This window comes from Candidatus Accumulibacter sp. ACC003, from assembly GCF_907163085.1.
Taxonomy (GTDB): domain Bacteria; phylum Pseudomonadota; class Gammaproteobacteria; order Burkholderiales; family Rhodocyclaceae; genus Accumulibacter.
The window spans coordinates 510,874-525,342 of the sequence record NZ_CAJQTX010000009.1 but is presented as its reverse complement, the minus strand read 5'-3'; the positions used below and the strand labels follow the sequence as shown (position 1 = coordinate 525,342).

Annotated in this window: 10 protein-coding genes and 2 pseudogenes; 6 read left to right on the top strand and 6 right to left on the bottom strand. The window is 63.7% G+C overall.

Annotated elements, in window-relative coordinates:
* Nucleotides 1-38: 38 nt before the first annotated feature.
* Nucleotides 39-779, bottom strand: a complete 741-nt coding sequence (locus QZ656_RS20790; protein ID WP_291995169.1) for a c-type cytochrome — start codon at nucleotides 777-779, stop codon at nucleotides 39-41.
* Between the two features lie 382 nt (nucleotides 780-1,161).
* Between QZ656_RS20790 and QZ656_RS20785 the strand changes: the two genes are divergently transcribed.
* Nucleotides 1,162-2,325 carry a two-component system response regulator gene (locus QZ656_RS20785; protein WP_291995168.1) on the top strand — a complete coding sequence of 388 codons (1,164 nt, stop codon included), beginning with the start codon at nucleotides 1,162-1,164 and terminating at the stop codon, nucleotides 2,323-2,325.
* 17 nt (nucleotides 2,326-2,342) lie between these two features.
* Here the strand turns inward: QZ656_RS20785 and QZ656_RS20780 are convergent, their stop codons facing one another.
* The gene (locus tag QZ656_RS20780; protein ID WP_291995167.1) at nucleotides 2,343-3,020 is read right to left on the bottom strand and encodes a YceH family protein; all 678 of its coding nucleotides are present in this window, start codon (nucleotides 3,018-3,020) and stop codon (nucleotides 2,343-2,345) included.
* Between the two features lie 40 nt (nucleotides 3,021-3,060).
* Complete coding sequence (locus QZ656_RS20775; RefSeq protein ID WP_291995166.1) at nucleotides 3,061-4,695, bottom strand: peptide chain release factor 3; 1,635 nt, start codon at nucleotides 4,693-4,695, stop codon at nucleotides 3,061-3,063.
* A gap of 368 nt (nucleotides 4,696-5,063) precedes the next feature.
* Here QZ656_RS20775 and QZ656_RS20770 point away from each other — a divergent pair, with 368 nt between their 5' ends.
* Nucleotides 5,064-7,598 carry an arylsulfatase gene (locus tag QZ656_RS20770; protein WP_291995165.1) on the top strand — a complete coding sequence of 845 codons (2,535 nt, stop codon included), beginning with the start codon at nucleotides 5,064-5,066 and terminating at the stop codon, nucleotides 7,596-7,598.
* A 63-nt stretch (nucleotides 7,599-7,661) separates the two neighbouring features.
* A complete protein-coding gene (locus QZ656_RS20765) occupies nucleotides 7,662-8,009 on the top strand; it encodes a hypothetical protein (protein ID WP_291995164.1) in 348 nt (115 codons plus the stop codon).
* Between the two features lie 164 nt (nucleotides 8,010-8,173).
* Here the strand turns inward: QZ656_RS20765 and nhaR are convergent, their stop codons facing one another.
* Nucleotides 8,174-9,106 carry a transcriptional activator NhaR gene (gene nhaR, locus QZ656_RS20760; RefSeq protein WP_291995163.1) on the bottom strand — a complete coding sequence of 311 codons (933 nt, stop codon included), beginning with the start codon at nucleotides 9,104-9,106 and terminating at the stop codon, nucleotides 8,174-8,176.
* Between the two features lie 322 nt (nucleotides 9,107-9,428).
* Here nhaR and QZ656_RS20755 point away from each other — a divergent pair, with 322 nt between their 5' ends.
* The 3 genes and pseudogenes from QZ656_RS20755 (at nucleotide 9,429) to ppc (ending at nucleotide 13,255) form a co-directional block, all read left to right on the top strand.
* Nucleotides 9,429-9,914, top strand: coding sequence for a carbonic anhydrase (locus QZ656_RS20755; RefSeq protein ID WP_366522210.1), 486 nt, complete (start codon nucleotides 9,429-9,431; stop codon nucleotides 9,912-9,914).
* A 292-nt stretch (nucleotides 9,915-10,206) separates the two neighbouring features.
* Nucleotides 10,207-10,464, top strand: coding sequence for a hypothetical protein (locus QZ656_RS20750; protein ID WP_291995162.1), 258 nt, complete (start codon nucleotides 10,207-10,209; stop codon nucleotides 10,462-10,464).
* Between the two features lie 24 nt (nucleotides 10,465-10,488).
* Nucleotides 10,489-13,255, top strand: a pseudogene (gene ppc, locus QZ656_RS24195) (phosphoenolpyruvate carboxylase).
* Between the two features lie 519 nt (nucleotides 13,256-13,774).
* Here ppc and QZ656_RS20735 read toward each other — a convergent pair.
* Both QZ656_RS20735 and QZ656_RS20730 read right to left on the bottom strand, forming a co-directional pair.
* A pseudogene (locus QZ656_RS20735) lies at nucleotides 13,775-13,921 on the bottom strand (SRPBCC domain-containing protein); the annotation flags it as partial.
* 244 nt (nucleotides 13,922-14,165) lie between these two features.
* Complete coding sequence (locus QZ656_RS20730) at nucleotides 14,166-14,423, bottom strand: hypothetical protein (protein ID WP_291991757.1); 258 nt, start codon at nucleotides 14,421-14,423, stop codon at nucleotides 14,166-14,168.
* Nucleotides 14,424-14,469: the final 46 nt, after the last annotated feature.

Below are 14,469 nucleotides of genomic sequence, written 5' to 3'. Positions count from 1 at the left end.
AGCCACCCCCGACTGTGGCGACGGCGCTTTGTGCCAGCTCACGATGCCTCGCAGAAGCGCGGCGTGCTCGCCCAACTCCGGGCCTGCGTGCTCAAGGTTGCCTGATACGCGGCGATGGCGAGCAGCTGCGCGTCGTTGTAACCGGCGATCGCCCGGATCATGTCCGGATGGCTGTTGCCGCGCTGGCCATTGCGGATTTCAAGCATCTGGCGCAGCAGGTACTGGTAATGCTGACCGGCGATCAGCGGGTAGAGCTTTTCCTTGACGCCGTCGCCGTTCGGCTGATGACATTGAACGCATTGCTTGTCGTACAGGACCTTGCCGTAAGCGATCAGCCTGGCCGCATCGGGGCCCTGGTACTGCGCCGAATCGCGGGGGACACAGAGCGTGCCGAGATACGCCGCGACGTCCGCCAGGGCTTGTGCATCGGCGAGCTTGCCAGCAAAGGGATACATCGTCGGGTTGGCGCGTAAGCCGGAGCGAATGTCGGCCAGCTGTTTGATGATCACTGTCGTGTGCTGGCCAGCCAGGCGCGGAATGCTGCCGTCGGGATTGCCAGCGGCGTTTGGCAGGTGGCAGGCCTGGCAGTAAGCCTGGTAGTCCTGCCGCCCCGCCTCGACGTCTCCGGGTAGGGTTAGAGCCTTGAGCTTCTCGGGGGTCGGCACGTTCCATTCGTGAGCCTTGCTGCCGCTGCCGACGCGGCCATCAGCGGCCATTTGCGCGCCTGCGTGGCCGCTGGCCAGCAACAGGGTGATGACAACGATTAGTGACTTGTACATGCTCGTCTCCTTTCAAGCGATGCCGGGAAGCGCTTTGCCAATGGCCGTCGAAAAGTGCTCGCCGCTGCTGACTGTGAGAAAAGAATCTCCTGATTGGCCTCCGTACATCGCCGAAGTTTCTTCGGCCGGCCGGCATTCGCTCAGTATAGGTAACTGAAAGAAAGACAACCGACAGACTGCCGTGCGCTTTTGTACGGCCGCTGCCTGGTCGTTGGCCTGCAAATCGAATCGAACGACGCTGCTTTGCAAGCGGCAACGCGCAAGGCACACGCCGCACGCAGGTGCGCGAGCGGCGAGTCTGTGGCAAGCTTTCGGCTGTGTGCGAGTCGCGCGGTGTGCCGTCGGCGCTGGCATCGCGATTGCAGATTGGAGAAGATAGGTAATGGATATGGACGCTTTTGACCGCCAGGAGAAGGCCATCATCCTGGTGGTCGACGACGAGCCTGACAATCGTTCGCTGCTGGTAGCGCTCCTCGGCAAGAGCTATCGCGTGGCGCTGGCCGGGAACGGCGAAGAGTGCCTGCGGATCGCCGCCTCAGCGGCGCCGCCCGATCTGATCCTGCTCGACGTGCTGATGCCGGACATCGACGGCTACGAAGTTTGTCGGCGCCTGCAGGACGAGCCGAAGACGCGCACCATTCCGGTCATTTTTCTTACCGCCAGGTCATCGCCGGAGGACGAGCAGAGGGGCCTCGCGCTGGGCGCCGTCGACTACGTCGGAAAGCCGATCAGCCCGGCGATCCTGCTGGCGCGGGTGGCCACGCAGCTGTCGTTGAAGGCCAGTATCGACCAGCTCCGCAACCAGAATGCCTTGCTTGTCGCCGAGGTCGCCAGACGGACCAGCGAACTCGAGGCGCTGCAGGAGGTGACGATTCTGGCGATGGCCTCGTTGGCCGAGGCGCGCGATTCGGAAACCGGCAAGCACCTGCTGCGTACGCAGCGCTACGTCAAGGCATTGGCCGAGAAGTTGCGGCCGCACCCGCGTTTCTCCACCTTTCTCACCGACGACAAAATCAGGCTGCTGTTCAGGTCGGCGCCGCTGCACGATATTGGCAAGGTCGGCATACCCGACCGGATTCTCCTGAAGCCCGGCCGCTATGAGCCGCACGAGCTGGCGATCATGAAAAATCACACACTGCTCGGCAGGGACGCCATTCAGCTCGCCGAAGACTGGCTGGGCGGGCGCGCCGAGTTTCTGACGATTGCCAAGGAAATCGCGCTCTATCACCAGGAAAAATGGGACGGCAGCGGCTATCCCGAATCACTGACCGGCGACAGCATTCCGGTATCGGCGCGCCTGATGGCCATCGCCGACGTCTACGACGCGCTAATCAGCCGCCGCGTTTACAAAGAGCAGATGCCGCACGAACAGGCCGCGCAGATCATTATCGACGGTCGTGGCCGCCACTTCGACCCGGACATGGTCGACGCCTTCGTCGAAATCCAGGACGAGTTCCGGACGATCGCGCTAACTTACCCCGATCTCGATAGCGATCTGCAGAAGAAAATCGAATTTCTCGCCCAGGCCGTCGCCGACGAGGCCTGACGCGGCGGCGCGCGGCTTCAGCTAGCGGCCGGCGTTTGAGCCGACGCATCGACGAGCGTCTTGAGCGCCAGTCGCAGCTCGGCGACCTCGTCCTCGAGTCGCGACACCCTCTCGGCCAGCTCGGCTTGAGCGCTGGTGCTGCCGCGAGTAGCCGCCTCGCTGGCCGCTGGCAGCGCCGGCTCACCGCACAGCAGGTGTGCCCAGCGTTGTTCGCGCGCGCCGGCTTGCCTGGGCAGCTTGCTGACCAGTGCACCGCCGTTGCGCGCGGCGAGCTCTTCCAGGTAGGCCTCGACCGAAGACGAGTCCTCGAAGTGATAGAGGCGTTCGCTGTTGGCGCGCAACTCGCTGACCGTTTGCGGACCGCGCAACATCAGCGTCGCCAGCAGCGCGACGCCGGCCGTCGGCACGGCGTAAACCTTGGCGAAATTCTGGGCGTAACGCAGCACGCGGCCGGAAGCGCCGTAGGTTTCGAGCACCAGAACGCGCGCGCGCAGTTCCTCCAGTGCCGCCTGCACCTCCGCATCGGCGACGCTGATGACCGGCTCGCGCGCTGACTTCTGGTTGCAGCCCGAACTCAGACTGTTCAAGGTCAGCGGATACGCGTCCGGCGTCGTTTTTTCCTTCTCGATCAGGACGCCGAGGATGCGCGCTTCAAGCAAGCTCAGCAGTTGCGGGCTATCGAAAACCTGGCTCATCAGTGGCTCCGTCGTGGCGGTGAGGGGCGGGCGGGGTCGCTCAGACCAGCAGCTGCCCGTGTTCGCGCGAGTCGTGGAAGCCGACCCGCGGCCACTTCTCGCTGGTCACCTCGAGGTTGTAGCGCGTGCTGGCGAGATAGACCGGATTGCCGTCGACGTCCCTGGCCATGCGGTGCAACTGCTCGCGCTCGAAGTTGCGGCGCGTGCTGTCGTCGGGGAAAGTCAGCCAGCGCGCCGTGTAGATGTCGGCCGATTCGAAAATCGCGTCGACCTTGTACTCGGTCTGCAGGCGCTGCGCGACGACTTCGAACTGCAGCGTGCCGACGGCACCAAGCAGCAGCGCGCCGCTACCGAGGTTCTCGAAAACCTGGATCGCGCCTTCTTCGCCGAGCTCCTGCAGGCCCTTCTGCAACTGCTTGCTCTTCAGCGGGTCGCGCAGGCGCGCGACGCGGAACAGCTCGGGCGAAAAGTAGGGAATCCCCTTGAAGACCAGCGTTTCGCCCTCGCTCAGGCAGTCGCCGATGTGCAGATTGCCGTGGTTATGGATGCCGATGATGTCGCCAGCGACCGCATCTTCCATCAGCAGGCGCTCGTTGGCCATGAAGGTTAGGACGTTGGCCAGCTTGATCTCGCGATCGAGGCGCACGTGCTTGACCTTCATTCCCGGGCTGTAGCGGCCCGAGCAGACGCGGAAAAAGGCGATCCGGTCGCGATGCTTGGGGTCCATATTGGCCTGGATCTTGAACACGAAACCGGTGAACGGCTTCTCGCCGGGTTGAATCATGCGCGTGCCGCCGTCGCGTTCCTGCGGTGACGGCGCCCAGTCGAGCAAGGCCTGCAGTATTTCCTGGACGCCGAAGTTGTTGATCGCCGAACCGAAGAAAACCGGTGACTGGTGTCCGGCGAGAAAGCCAACCAGGTCGAAAGGACTGCTGGCGCTCTGAATCAGGTCGACGTCCTCGCGCAGCTTGTCGATCTCGCCGGGAAACTGCGCGGCCAGCAGCGGGTTGTCGAGTCCCTCCAGGCGCTCGGACTCGCTGCGGCGCTCCTGGCCGGCGGCAAAGTGCAATAGCCGATCGTCGAGCAGGTGGTAGACGCCACGAAAAGTCTTGCCCATGCCGATCGGCCAGGTGATCGGCGCGCATTCGATGCCGAGCACCGACTCGATCTCCTCGAGCAGCTCGAAGGGTTCGCGCACCTCCCGATCGAGCTTGTTGACGAAGGTGATGATTGGCGTGTTGCGCATCCGGCAGACATTGAGCAGCTTGATGGTCTGCGTCTCGACACCCTTGGCGGCGTCGATGACCATCACCGCGGCATCGACAGCGGTCAGCACGCGGTAGGTGTCTTCCGAAAAATCCTCGTGCCCCGGCGTGTCGAGGAGGTTGATGGTGTGTCCCAGGTAGTCGAACTGCATCACCGAGCTGGTCACCGAGATGCCGCGCTGCTTCTCGACTTCCATCCAGTCCGAGGTCGCATGGCGAGCGCTCTTGCGTCCCTTGACGGTGCCGGCGAGCTGGATCGCGCCGCCGAACAGCAGTAGCTTCTCGGTCAGCGTCGTCTTGCCGGCGTCCGGGTGCGAAATGATCGCGAAGGTGCGCCGCCTGGCGACGTCGCGCAGGATCTCGGGCGGAAAGGCGCTGTCGTTGGAGGAATCGCTGGCGGTGGTACTCATCGGGAAGCTTTCGGCGGCAGGAAAAACAAAAGCCGCCGGCCGGGAAGGTGAAAGCTGACCCGCTGGCGGTGCGCAGGCTGAACTATAGCAAGACTGGCCCGCGGCTGGTACGGCGCGGTCTCCGCGAAGCGGCGCGGACCGACGCGCCAGCAAGCCGCAAGAACGGCACGCGCTGCATGGCCGACGACTCGCTGCTTACGCGAAGCCGATCGCCAAGAACCCTATTGTCATGCGCCGGCGCCGCTAAATTCCCGACACGAAAAGAACCCGTACCGTCGTTGGCCAGGCGCGAACGTTTCACGACATCAGGGCAGCGATTACTGGCATAATCGACAGCCTATTCACCTATTCACACTCAGGAGAACGCCATGCCCACGAGCCGCGTCATTGGCAAGCTGCTGTGCTTGGTCTTCGCGCTGGTCTCGATCGTCGGCCGGGCAGGCGCACAGCAGCTCACCGGCGTGCTCGGGTCGCCGAGCGCCACCACCACCCTCAGCGGCAAGCAGCTTCCGCCCCCCGATCCGAAGTTCGGCGGGGTGATCAAGGAGAAGGCCTCGGACTCGACGCCGTGGTGGCCGCCGCGCGTCGTGCCGCCAAAGGGCGCGCCAAACGTCCTGCTGATCATGACCGACGATGACGGTTTCGGTGCGCCATCGACCTTTGGCGGTGTCATCCCTACCCCGGCACTGGACCGCATCGCCAAGAGCGGCCTGCGCTACACGAACTTCCACTCCACTTCGCTGTGTTCGCCGACGCGGGCAGCGATCATTACCGGGCGCAACCACCACTCGGTGGGCTTCGGCGTGGTCGGTGAGATCGCCACCGGGTATCCCGGCTACGACTCGATCATCCCGATCGAGAAGGGCACCATCGGCACCATCCTGAAGGACAACGGCTACGCCACTTCATGGTTCGGCAAGGACCACAACACGCCGTTCTTCGCCAACAGCCAGGCCGGTCCCTTCGAGCAATGGCCAAACGGCATGGGCTTCGAATACTTCTTCGGCTTCGTCGGTGGCGACGCCAGCCAGTGGGAGCCGAACCTGTTCCGCAATACCACTCCGATTTACCCCTTCGAGGGCAATCCGGGCTGGAACCTGACGACAGCGATGGCCGACGAGGCGATCCAGTACATGAAGCAGCTCAAGGAGCTGGCGCCCAAAAAGCCGTTCTTCGTCTACTACGTGCCCGGTGGCACGCACGCACCACACCACCCGACGAAGGAATGGATCGACAAGATCAGCGCCATGCATTTGTTCGACGACGGCTGGGAAAAGCTGCGCGACACCATCTTCGCCAACCAGAAGCGGCTCCGCATAATGCCCGAAAACGCGCAATTGACCCCATGGCCGGACGGGCAGGATATCTATGGCGGCGCCAAGCTGCCAAAGTGGGACACGCTTGATTTCGAGCAGAAGAAACTCTTCATCAAGCAGGCGGATGTCTATGGTGCGTACCAGGCGTATACCGATCATGAGATCGGCCGCGTCATCCAGGCCGTCGAGGACATGGGCGAACTCGACAACACCCTGATCATCTACATCAGTGGCGACAACGGCGCCAGTGCCGAAGGCATGGTCAACGGCACGCCGAACGAATTCACCACCTTCAATGGCATCGAGGTGCCCATCAAGGACCAGTTCCTCTGGTACGAGTTCTGGGGTTCCGAGCGAACCTTTCCGCACTATTCGGCAGGCTGGGCCTGGGCTTTCGGCACGCCGTTCAAGTGGATGAAACAGGTGCCGTCGCACTTCGGCGGAACGGCACAGGGGATGGCCATTTCATGGCCCGGCCACATCAGTGACGCGGGCGGCGTCCGTCGGCAGTTTCACCATGTGATCGATATCGTTCCGACCATTCTCGAAGCGACCGGAATTCCGGCGCCAGACACGATCAACGGCATCAAGCAGTTGCCGATCGAAGGCACGAGCATGGCCTACACCTGGGACAAGGCAAACGCCAATGCGCCGACCCGACACGCCACACAATACTTCGAGATGCTCGGCAACCGCGCCATCTATCATGATGGCTGGGTAGCGGCCACAACGCCGGCCACACGCCCGTGGGAGCTGAGCAGCGCGAAACCACCGGATGTGATAACGGGGTACAGGTGGGAGCTGTACAACGTCATGGAGGATCCGACGCAGAACAACGACCTGGCGGCTAAGATGCCGGAGAAGCTCAAGCAGATGCAGAACATCTTCTACGTGCAGGCGGCAAAGTACAACGTGCTGCCGCTGGACAACACGACGCTCGCGCGCTGGAATACGCCGCGTCCTAGCCTGAAGGCAGGAAGGACGGAATTCACTTATTCGGGAACCTTGTCCAGCGTGCCGGCCAGCACTGCGCCGAGCATTCTGAACAAATCCTACACGATCACCGCTGAGGTCACGATTCCCGAGGGTGGCGGAGAAGGCATGATCGTCACTCAGGGCGGGCGTTTTGGCGGTTACGGCCTGTTTCTGAGCAAGGGTGAGCTGGGAATCGGGCGGGGCAAGGTGGTGTTCCTCTACAACCTCCTCGACCTCAAACGCACGACCTGGGAAGGGCCCGAGCTGACTGCCGGCAAGCACACCATCGTCTTCGACTTCAAGTCGGATGGTCCCGGACTGGCCAAGGGCGGAACCGGCGTGCTCTCCGTGGACGGCAAGGAAGTGGCCAGGAATTCCATGGAACACACGACTCCGATCACGTTCCCGGAGGACGAAACCTTCGATGTCGGCATGGACACGCGCACCCCGCTGGCGCTCATCGAGTATCGCTACGACACGCCGTTCAAGTTCACCGGCACGATCGACAAGCTGACCGTCAAGCTCGAACCCTTCACGCCGGAGCAGAGCGCGGCGGCGGCCGCGGCGGATCACCCGGCGGCAGCGCCGGCCAGCCGTGCGCAGAAGCGGTAGTGCTTTGCGCTTGCGCGAAGCGTTTAGCGTAAGCGCGCTGCGCAGCGGCCGCGGGGCCGCGCCATGAAAGCGGCACTGGTCTTCGCCGCGGTCGGTGAAATTGCCACCGGTCTGGCCTTGCTGATCGTCCCATCGCTCGTTGGACGCTGGTTGCTGGGCGAGGAGCTGACCGGCATCGCCGTCCCCATCGCCCGCGTCGCCGGCATCGCGCTGATCGCCCTCGGTGTCGCGTGCTGGCCGGGACCGCCGCGGCTCGGGATGTTGACCTACGGCGCCGCCGTCACGCTGTATCTCGCGTATCTCGGCTTCGCGGGCGTTTCGACCGGCGTGTTGCTGTGGCCGGCGGTGGTGCTGCACGCTATTTTGACGGCGCTGCTGATCTGGGAATCAGCACCTGACAAGGCGACTTGAAGGTGGCGAGAAAATGAGCCTGGCCGCGGTTTCTTTCTTTTCAGTCTGAGCGATAGCAAGACTGGCCGCGGGCTGGAAGCGGGCGGCCGGCGGCGCCGCTCGCCAGCCCACTGACGGCCTTCGGAACGTCTTGACGAGCGTTTAGGACGCTCGTGCCGGTCGCCTCAAAAGGCTGGTCGCGGCGCCTTGTCGCTTGGCTGCTCGGCGACGAACAAACCACGCCGGGCGCCCTCGCTGACCGCCACCACGGCGGGATGCGTCAGGAATCTTTCTACCGAGATGGCGAAGAAGCGTTCCTGGATATCGCTGGTCTGACCGAGGCTGACCGTTCCGTGCTGGCGCTCGACCTCGCCGACGCTCGCCGCCGGCGCCGGGAAGACGCCGCAGCCGGTGTGCCCAAAGGCCTTCATCAAGGCGCTGTCGTCGAATTCACCAACGATACGCGGGCGGATGTTCTGCCGCTCCAGCCAGCGCAAGAGCGGCGTCCGCAAGGCGCTGTCCTCGCCGGGGATCAACAGCGGCGCGTCGTTCAGGTTGGCGGGAAAGGTGCCGGCCAGTTTCTCGGCCAGCGTCGGTTCGGCGAGAAAGGCGACGCCGCATTGCCCGAGCGGATGGCTGTGCCCCTTGACGTCCATGTTCGCCGGTATCGGCCGGTCGGCCAGCACCATGTCCAGACGATGGATCGCCAGTTCTGCCAACAAGCGGTCCAGTCGGTCCTCGCGGCAGATCAGCCGTACCGGCTCCGGCAGCCGCAGCGCTGGCGACAGCAAGCGATGGGCGATGGTCTTGGGTACGGCGTCGGCGATGCCCACCCGAAACGGCAGCAGCCGCTCCTCGGGACGTCGGCGCAGCATCTCTTCGAGCTCCGCTCCGACCTGGAAGATCTCTTCGGCGTAGGCCATCGCCAGTTGTCCCGACTCGGTCAATTCCATGCGCCGCCCGGTCCGACGGAACAGCGGCGTGCCGAGCTGCTGCTCGAACTGACTCAGTTGCCCGGAGAGAGTCTGTGGCGTCAGGTGCAGGCGCTCGCTGGCGCGCGTGATGCCGCCTGACTTGGCGACACTCCAGAAGTAATGCAGGTGTCGGTAGTTGAGCATCGCGACGCATTTATCTTCGTAATTATCGAACAAAGCGAAAATTATAATCGAATTTTATTGCTGCTACCGAAGGCGTAAGCTTCGTTGCTGATAGCCCGCGACCGGCAAGGAAAGCCCTCCAGTGAAACGATTGCGCTGCTCCTTGAAATCTGTTCGCGGTAAGCACCAGCTCCTACCAGCACCCACACCAGGAAGACTTCATGAAAGACATTGCCAAATTCATCGCCGGTTTCGAACGGTTTCAGGAGAAATACTTTGGCGAGGAGCGTGAATTATTCGAACAACTCCAGCTTGGCCAGAGCCCCAAGGCGTTGATCGTCGCGTGCGCCGATTCGCGGGTGGACCCGGCGATGTTTTTGTCGTGCGCAACGTCGCCAACCTGGTGCCACCCTATCATCCCGGCGGTGACTTCGCGAGTGTGCCGGCGGCGCTGGAGTTCGCCGTCCTGTCGCTGAAGGTTGAGCACATCATCGTCCTCGGGCACGCCCAGTGCGGCGGCATTCATGCGCTGATGCAGGGTCTCGATTCCAGGAGCGAGTTCATCGGCAAGTGGGTCAGCATCGCCGAGCGCGCACGCACGCGCGTGCGTGCCGAACTGCCAGCGAAGTCGCCAGCGCTGCAGGACCGCGCCTGCGAGCAGGCGGGCATCCTGGTTTCGCTCGAAAACCTGCTGACCTATCCGTGGATCGCTGAGCGCGTGCAGGCCGGAACGGTTCATCTGCATGGCTGGTATTTCGACCTCGCGGCCGGAGAACTCCTCCACTACGACGCGGCGCGCAATGCCTTCGAGACGGCTGTGCCGGTTTGAACCCTGGCCGCGATCGAGCGCCTTGGACGCCAGTTTCGCCACCGGCCCGCGGTGGGCCGGTTTCATGGCCTTCAGCCTCGTCGCTTGGCTGATCGAATAATCGCTGTCGGTCGATAGCCTGTTCGCTTCCGTCATGATCGTCGCCGTGACCACTGATCGCCTTCACCTCGAACGTCTCCGCCATCAGGGGTCTGCGGGCACTCTATCTACTGCTCGCCGACCTGACCGATCGCTTTCCTCTGCTCAAGTACGGACTGGGCAAGGTCGGCGCGATCGCTGCCGAAGGTGCCGGATGAGCGGCATCAGGCCGATGCCGGCGCCCGCCAGCGAGCCGGCCGAGCGTATCGCCGCGCTGCCTGCGCCACTTGCTAGTCGTATGGTCGCGGTCGGCAGCCGCGGTCTGGAAGCCCGCCATGCCCTGTTGCAGGGTTCGGTGACGTACGGGCTGATTCCTCTTTCCCGCGTGCCGCTGCTGGTGGCTCGCCAGGCCTCGGCAACGGCCGCCCGTTGGCGGTCAGTCGAGCACGCCGCGGGAGCAAATCCCTGGTAAGTCAAACACAAGGACAGATTCGCCATGAACTCGCTACTGAACACGCTTTCCCCGGACAACGACGAAGCGCTGCGGCACGATATCCGCTTTCTCGGCCGCCTGCTTGGCGACACCATCCGGCAACAGGAAGGCGAGGACGCTTTCGCCATTGTCGAGCGCATTCGCAGTCAGTCGATCCGCTCGCATCGCGACCACGACGCTTCCGCCACTACGGAGCTCGCCGAATTGCTCGACACCCTTTCGCGTGAGCAGACGCTTCTTGTAGTGCGTGCGTTCACCTATTTTTCGCAGCTGGCCAACATCGCCGAGGACCAGCATCACATCCGCAGCGCGCGCGCCGCCGCCATCGCTGCCTCGCCATCCGAAGAGGGTAGTCTGGCGCACAGCATTGCGCGTGCCCTGAGCGGTGGCGTCACGCCGGCAGGCTTGCGTGATTTCTTCGCCACGGCGTCGATCCAGCCGGTGCTCACCGCTCACCCCACCGAAGTGAAGCGCAAGAGCATCCTCGACTGCCAGTGGAAGATCGCCCGCCTGCTCTACGAGCGCGACCGCGACCGCCTGACTCCGGAAGAATGGCACGATGCGCAAGAGGGCATCTGTCGCGCCGTCCTGACGCTTTGGCAGACGCGGATCCTGCGGTGGAGCAAGTTGTCGGTGATGGATGAAGTGCGCAATGGCCTGACCTATTACGACGCCACCTTCCTGGGCGAACTGCCGCGCTTCCACAATAGCCTGGAGGACGCTCTCGCGGCGCTGCCGGGATGGCACGGTGGCGGCATCAAGCCCTTTCTGCGCCCGGGCTCGTGGATCGGCGGCGATCGTGACGGCAACCCGTTCGTGACCGCGTCGGTCCTCTCGGAAACGCTACGTGCCCAGAGTCAGCTGGTCATGGCGTTCTATCTGGAGCAGTTGCACAAGCTCGGTGCCGGGCTGTCTTCCGCGGCCTTGCTGGTAAAGGTGTCTCCGGAGCTGGCGGCACTCGCCGAGCGCTCGCCCGATCACAACCCGCATCGCGACGACGAACCCTACCGCCGTGCGATCGCCGGCCTCTATGCCCGCCTGGCGGCCACCGCACGCGCACTCGACGGCCTGGAAGCTCCGCGCCAGGCCGTCGGCGACGCGCCGGCGTACGCTGCGGCCGCGGAGTTCGCCGCCGACCTCGAAGTGATCCACCGGTCGCTCGCCGAAAACGGTTCGCTGCTCCTCGCGCGCGGTCGCCTGCGCCGCCTGCGCCGCGCCCTGTCTCTTTTTGGCTTCCATCTGGCCAACCTGGACCTGCGCCAGAATTCCGAGGTGCACGAGCGTACCGTCGCCGAGATCCTGGCGGTCAATCGTCCGGGCGTCGACTATCGATCGCTCGATGAAAACGCGCGCGTCAGCCTGCTGCAGGACGAACTTGCGACGCCGCGGCCGCTGGTTTCCGCCTTCGCGCGCTACTCCGACGAAACCGAGGGCGAGCTGGCGATTTTTTCGCACCGCTCGGCAGATGCACGAACGCTACGGCCAGGCGGTCATCGAGAACGTCATCATCTCCAAGACCGACGGCGTTTCCGACCTGCTCGAAGTGGCTCTGCTGCTCAAGGAAGCCGGCCTGCTGCGCCCCCAAGACAATGCTCTCGACGTCAATATCGTGCCGCTGTTCGAGACCATCGACGATCTCGCCGGCAGTGGCGAAATCATGGAGCGCCTGTTCGCGATTCCTCTGTACAAGAGTCTCCTCGGTTCGCGCGGCACCCTCCAGGAAGTCATGGTCGGCTATTCCGACAGCAACAAGGATGGCGGCTTTCTCACCTCCGGCTGGTCGCTGTACCGGGCCGAGACCGAACTCACCCGGGTCTTCGCCAGCCACGGTATCGGCCTGCGCCTGTTCCACGGTCGTGGCGGCTCCGTCGGCCGCGGTGGCGGCCCCAGCTACCAGGCGATCCTCGCCCAGCCGGCAGGCGCCGTGCAGGGTCGCATTCGAATTACCGAGCAGGGCGAAGTGATCGCCGCGAAATACGCCAATCGGGAACTCGGTCGTCGCAACCTCGAAATTCTCGCCGCTGCGACCCTCGAAGCCACCCTGCTTCCCCACCGACACGATCACGTCTGCCCCGAGTTCGTGGCCGCCATGGAAGAACTCTCGGCGTACGCCCGCAAGTCTTACCGTAACCTGATTTATGAAACCGATGGTTTCGAGCAGTATTTCTGGGAGTCGACCGTGATCGCCGAGATTGCCCAGCTCAACATCGGTAGCCGCCCGGCGTCGCGCAAGAAGAGCACGGCGATCGATGACCTGCGCGCCATTCCCTGGGTATTCTCGTGGGCCCAGTGCCGGCTGATGTTGCCCGGCTGGTTTGGCTTCGGTGCAGCCGTCGCCGCCTATCGCGAGCGGCACGGTGAGGCCGGCATGATCGTCTTGCGGAAGATGAACCGCGACTGGGGCTTCTTTCGCGCCACGCTGTCGAACATGGACATGGTGCTGGCCAAGAGCGACATCGCCATCGCCGAGCGCTATTCGGAACTGGTGAGCAACCGAGAATTGCGCAATAGCATCTTCCCGCGCCTCAAGGCCGAGTGGCAGGCGTCGATCACCGCGCTGCTCGAGATCACCGAGCAGAGCGAATTGCTGGCGGCCAACCCGCTGCTGGCGCGTTCGATCCGCAACCGCTTTGCCTACCTGGACCCCCTGAACCACCTGCAGATCGAATTGCTCAAGCGTCACCGCGCCGGCGAGACCGACGAGCGCATCCAGCGCGCCATCCACCACACCATCAACGGCGTCGCGGCGGGCCTCGGCAATAGTGGCTGAATCGCCAGCCCTCAACGCTCACGAAAACTGACCCTTTTTCGCTCACGGAAATTGACCCACCGTTGGCGCGCGCCAACACCCAGGTTTTCGCCTCGGAGCGGGGTCAAGGGCGGGCTGCGGTTTTTGCAGCCCGGCGCAGCGTACCCTTGACGCCGTGTAGAGGCGAGTACGCTCGGGAATGGCTGTGTGCGCGGCATTTTCGTGCGCACAGCCATGACGACTAGGCGGGTCCGGTTTCGTGAGCAAAAGTGGGTCAATTCCTGAGAGCGTCAAGGCCAGCCGTGTTACCAGCGTCGCCGCCGCAGCCGTGCGCTGCTTTCGTTCGGTGGCGTAGTATGGGTGCGGCCGCGCCGCGCTCGCCGGGCGCCGAAGGGCATGTTTCGGATGCTCGTCCACTGACGGCTGGCAGGTCACGACGTGGGCTGCCCGCCGACTGGGAAACAACCGACACGATCAAAAACCGCAAGGCGGCGGCCATCGATGCCCGCCGCCTGGTGCCAAGGGCCAGGCGTCAGCGCACTAACCCGGGATCTCGGTTTCGACGAGTTGGGTGAGCTGGGCGAGTGACTCCTGCCAGCCGAGGTAGCACATTTCGAGGGGAATTGCTGCCGGTAGCCCCTCCTGGACGATGCTTAGATCTGTTCCGCAAGACAGTTTCTTCAAGGTGTGTGCGCGGCGGCGTGAATTTCGGTGGAAATGGGCGGTTTGAAATTCGTGCCTGTAAAGTGGCCGAGAGAGCGACGATTGGCGGCTCAATCGGGTCGTTCGAGCTATAGATCGTGGTCGTGATGAGGAGATGTTTCGCCCTGGTGGATCTGGCCGCCGGGTTCGAAACGCAACGGGCTAACGGACGCGTGCAATCGCCCGTCGACAGAAATCTGCGACGGGCGGTAGCCAGACTGGCGGCGAACTACCGCTTGTTACGCGGTAACGCGAAGTACTGATCGAAGACCTCGTCGCTCATCGCCCGCGTGGTGATCCGATCGGCGTCGAGGATGAGCTTTTCCAGGAAGGCCCGTCTCGTCACGCTGGCGTGGCGAGCCAAGCGAGCCAGAGCGAGGGCCGTCGCGGTCGAGACCCATACCTGCAAACGGCGTTCGCCGTTTTCGCCGGCGCAGGGTCGCTTGGCACGATAGGCTCGCTGCCTTTCTGCGGAAGTCGTCGCCATGAGCGCTCGTCCGTTACCGCGTAACGCCGACCGGATTGGCACCGGC

Excerpts from the sequence above, each read along its gene's own strand:
- QZ656_RS20790 (WP_291995169.1), bottom strand. The coding sequence starts at position 779 with ATGTACAAGTCACTAATCGTTGTCATCACCCTGTTGCTGGCCAGCGGC.
- QZ656_RS20785 (WP_291995168.1), top strand. The coding sequence starts at position 1,162 with ATGGATATGGACGCTTTTGACCGCCAGGAGAAGGCCATCATCCTGGTG.
- QZ656_RS20780 (WP_291995167.1), bottom strand. The coding sequence starts at position 3,020 with ATGAGCCAGGTTTTCGATAGCCCGCAACTGCTGAGCTTGCTTGAAGCG.
- QZ656_RS20775 (WP_291995166.1), bottom strand. The coding sequence starts at position 4,695 with ATGAGTACCACCGCCAGCGATTCCTCCAACGACAGCGCCTTTCCGCCC.
- QZ656_RS20770 (WP_291995165.1), top strand. The coding sequence starts at position 5,064 with ATGCCCACGAGCCGCGTCATTGGCAAGCTGCTGTGCTTGGTCTTCGCG.
- QZ656_RS20765 (WP_291995164.1), top strand. The coding sequence starts at position 7,662 with ATGAAAGCGGCACTGGTCTTCGCCGCGGTCGGTGAAATTGCCACCGGT.
- nhaR (WP_291995163.1), bottom strand. The coding sequence starts at position 9,106 with ATGCTCAACTACCGACACCTGCATTACTTCTGGAGTGTCGCCAAGTCA.
- QZ656_RS20750 (WP_291995162.1), top strand. The coding sequence starts at position 10,207 with ATGAGCGGCATCAGGCCGATGCCGGCGCCCGCCAGCGAGCCGGCCGAG.
- QZ656_RS20730 (WP_291991757.1), bottom strand. The coding sequence starts at position 14,423 with ATGGCGACGACTTCCGCAGAAAGGCAGCGAGCCTATCGTGCCAAGCGA.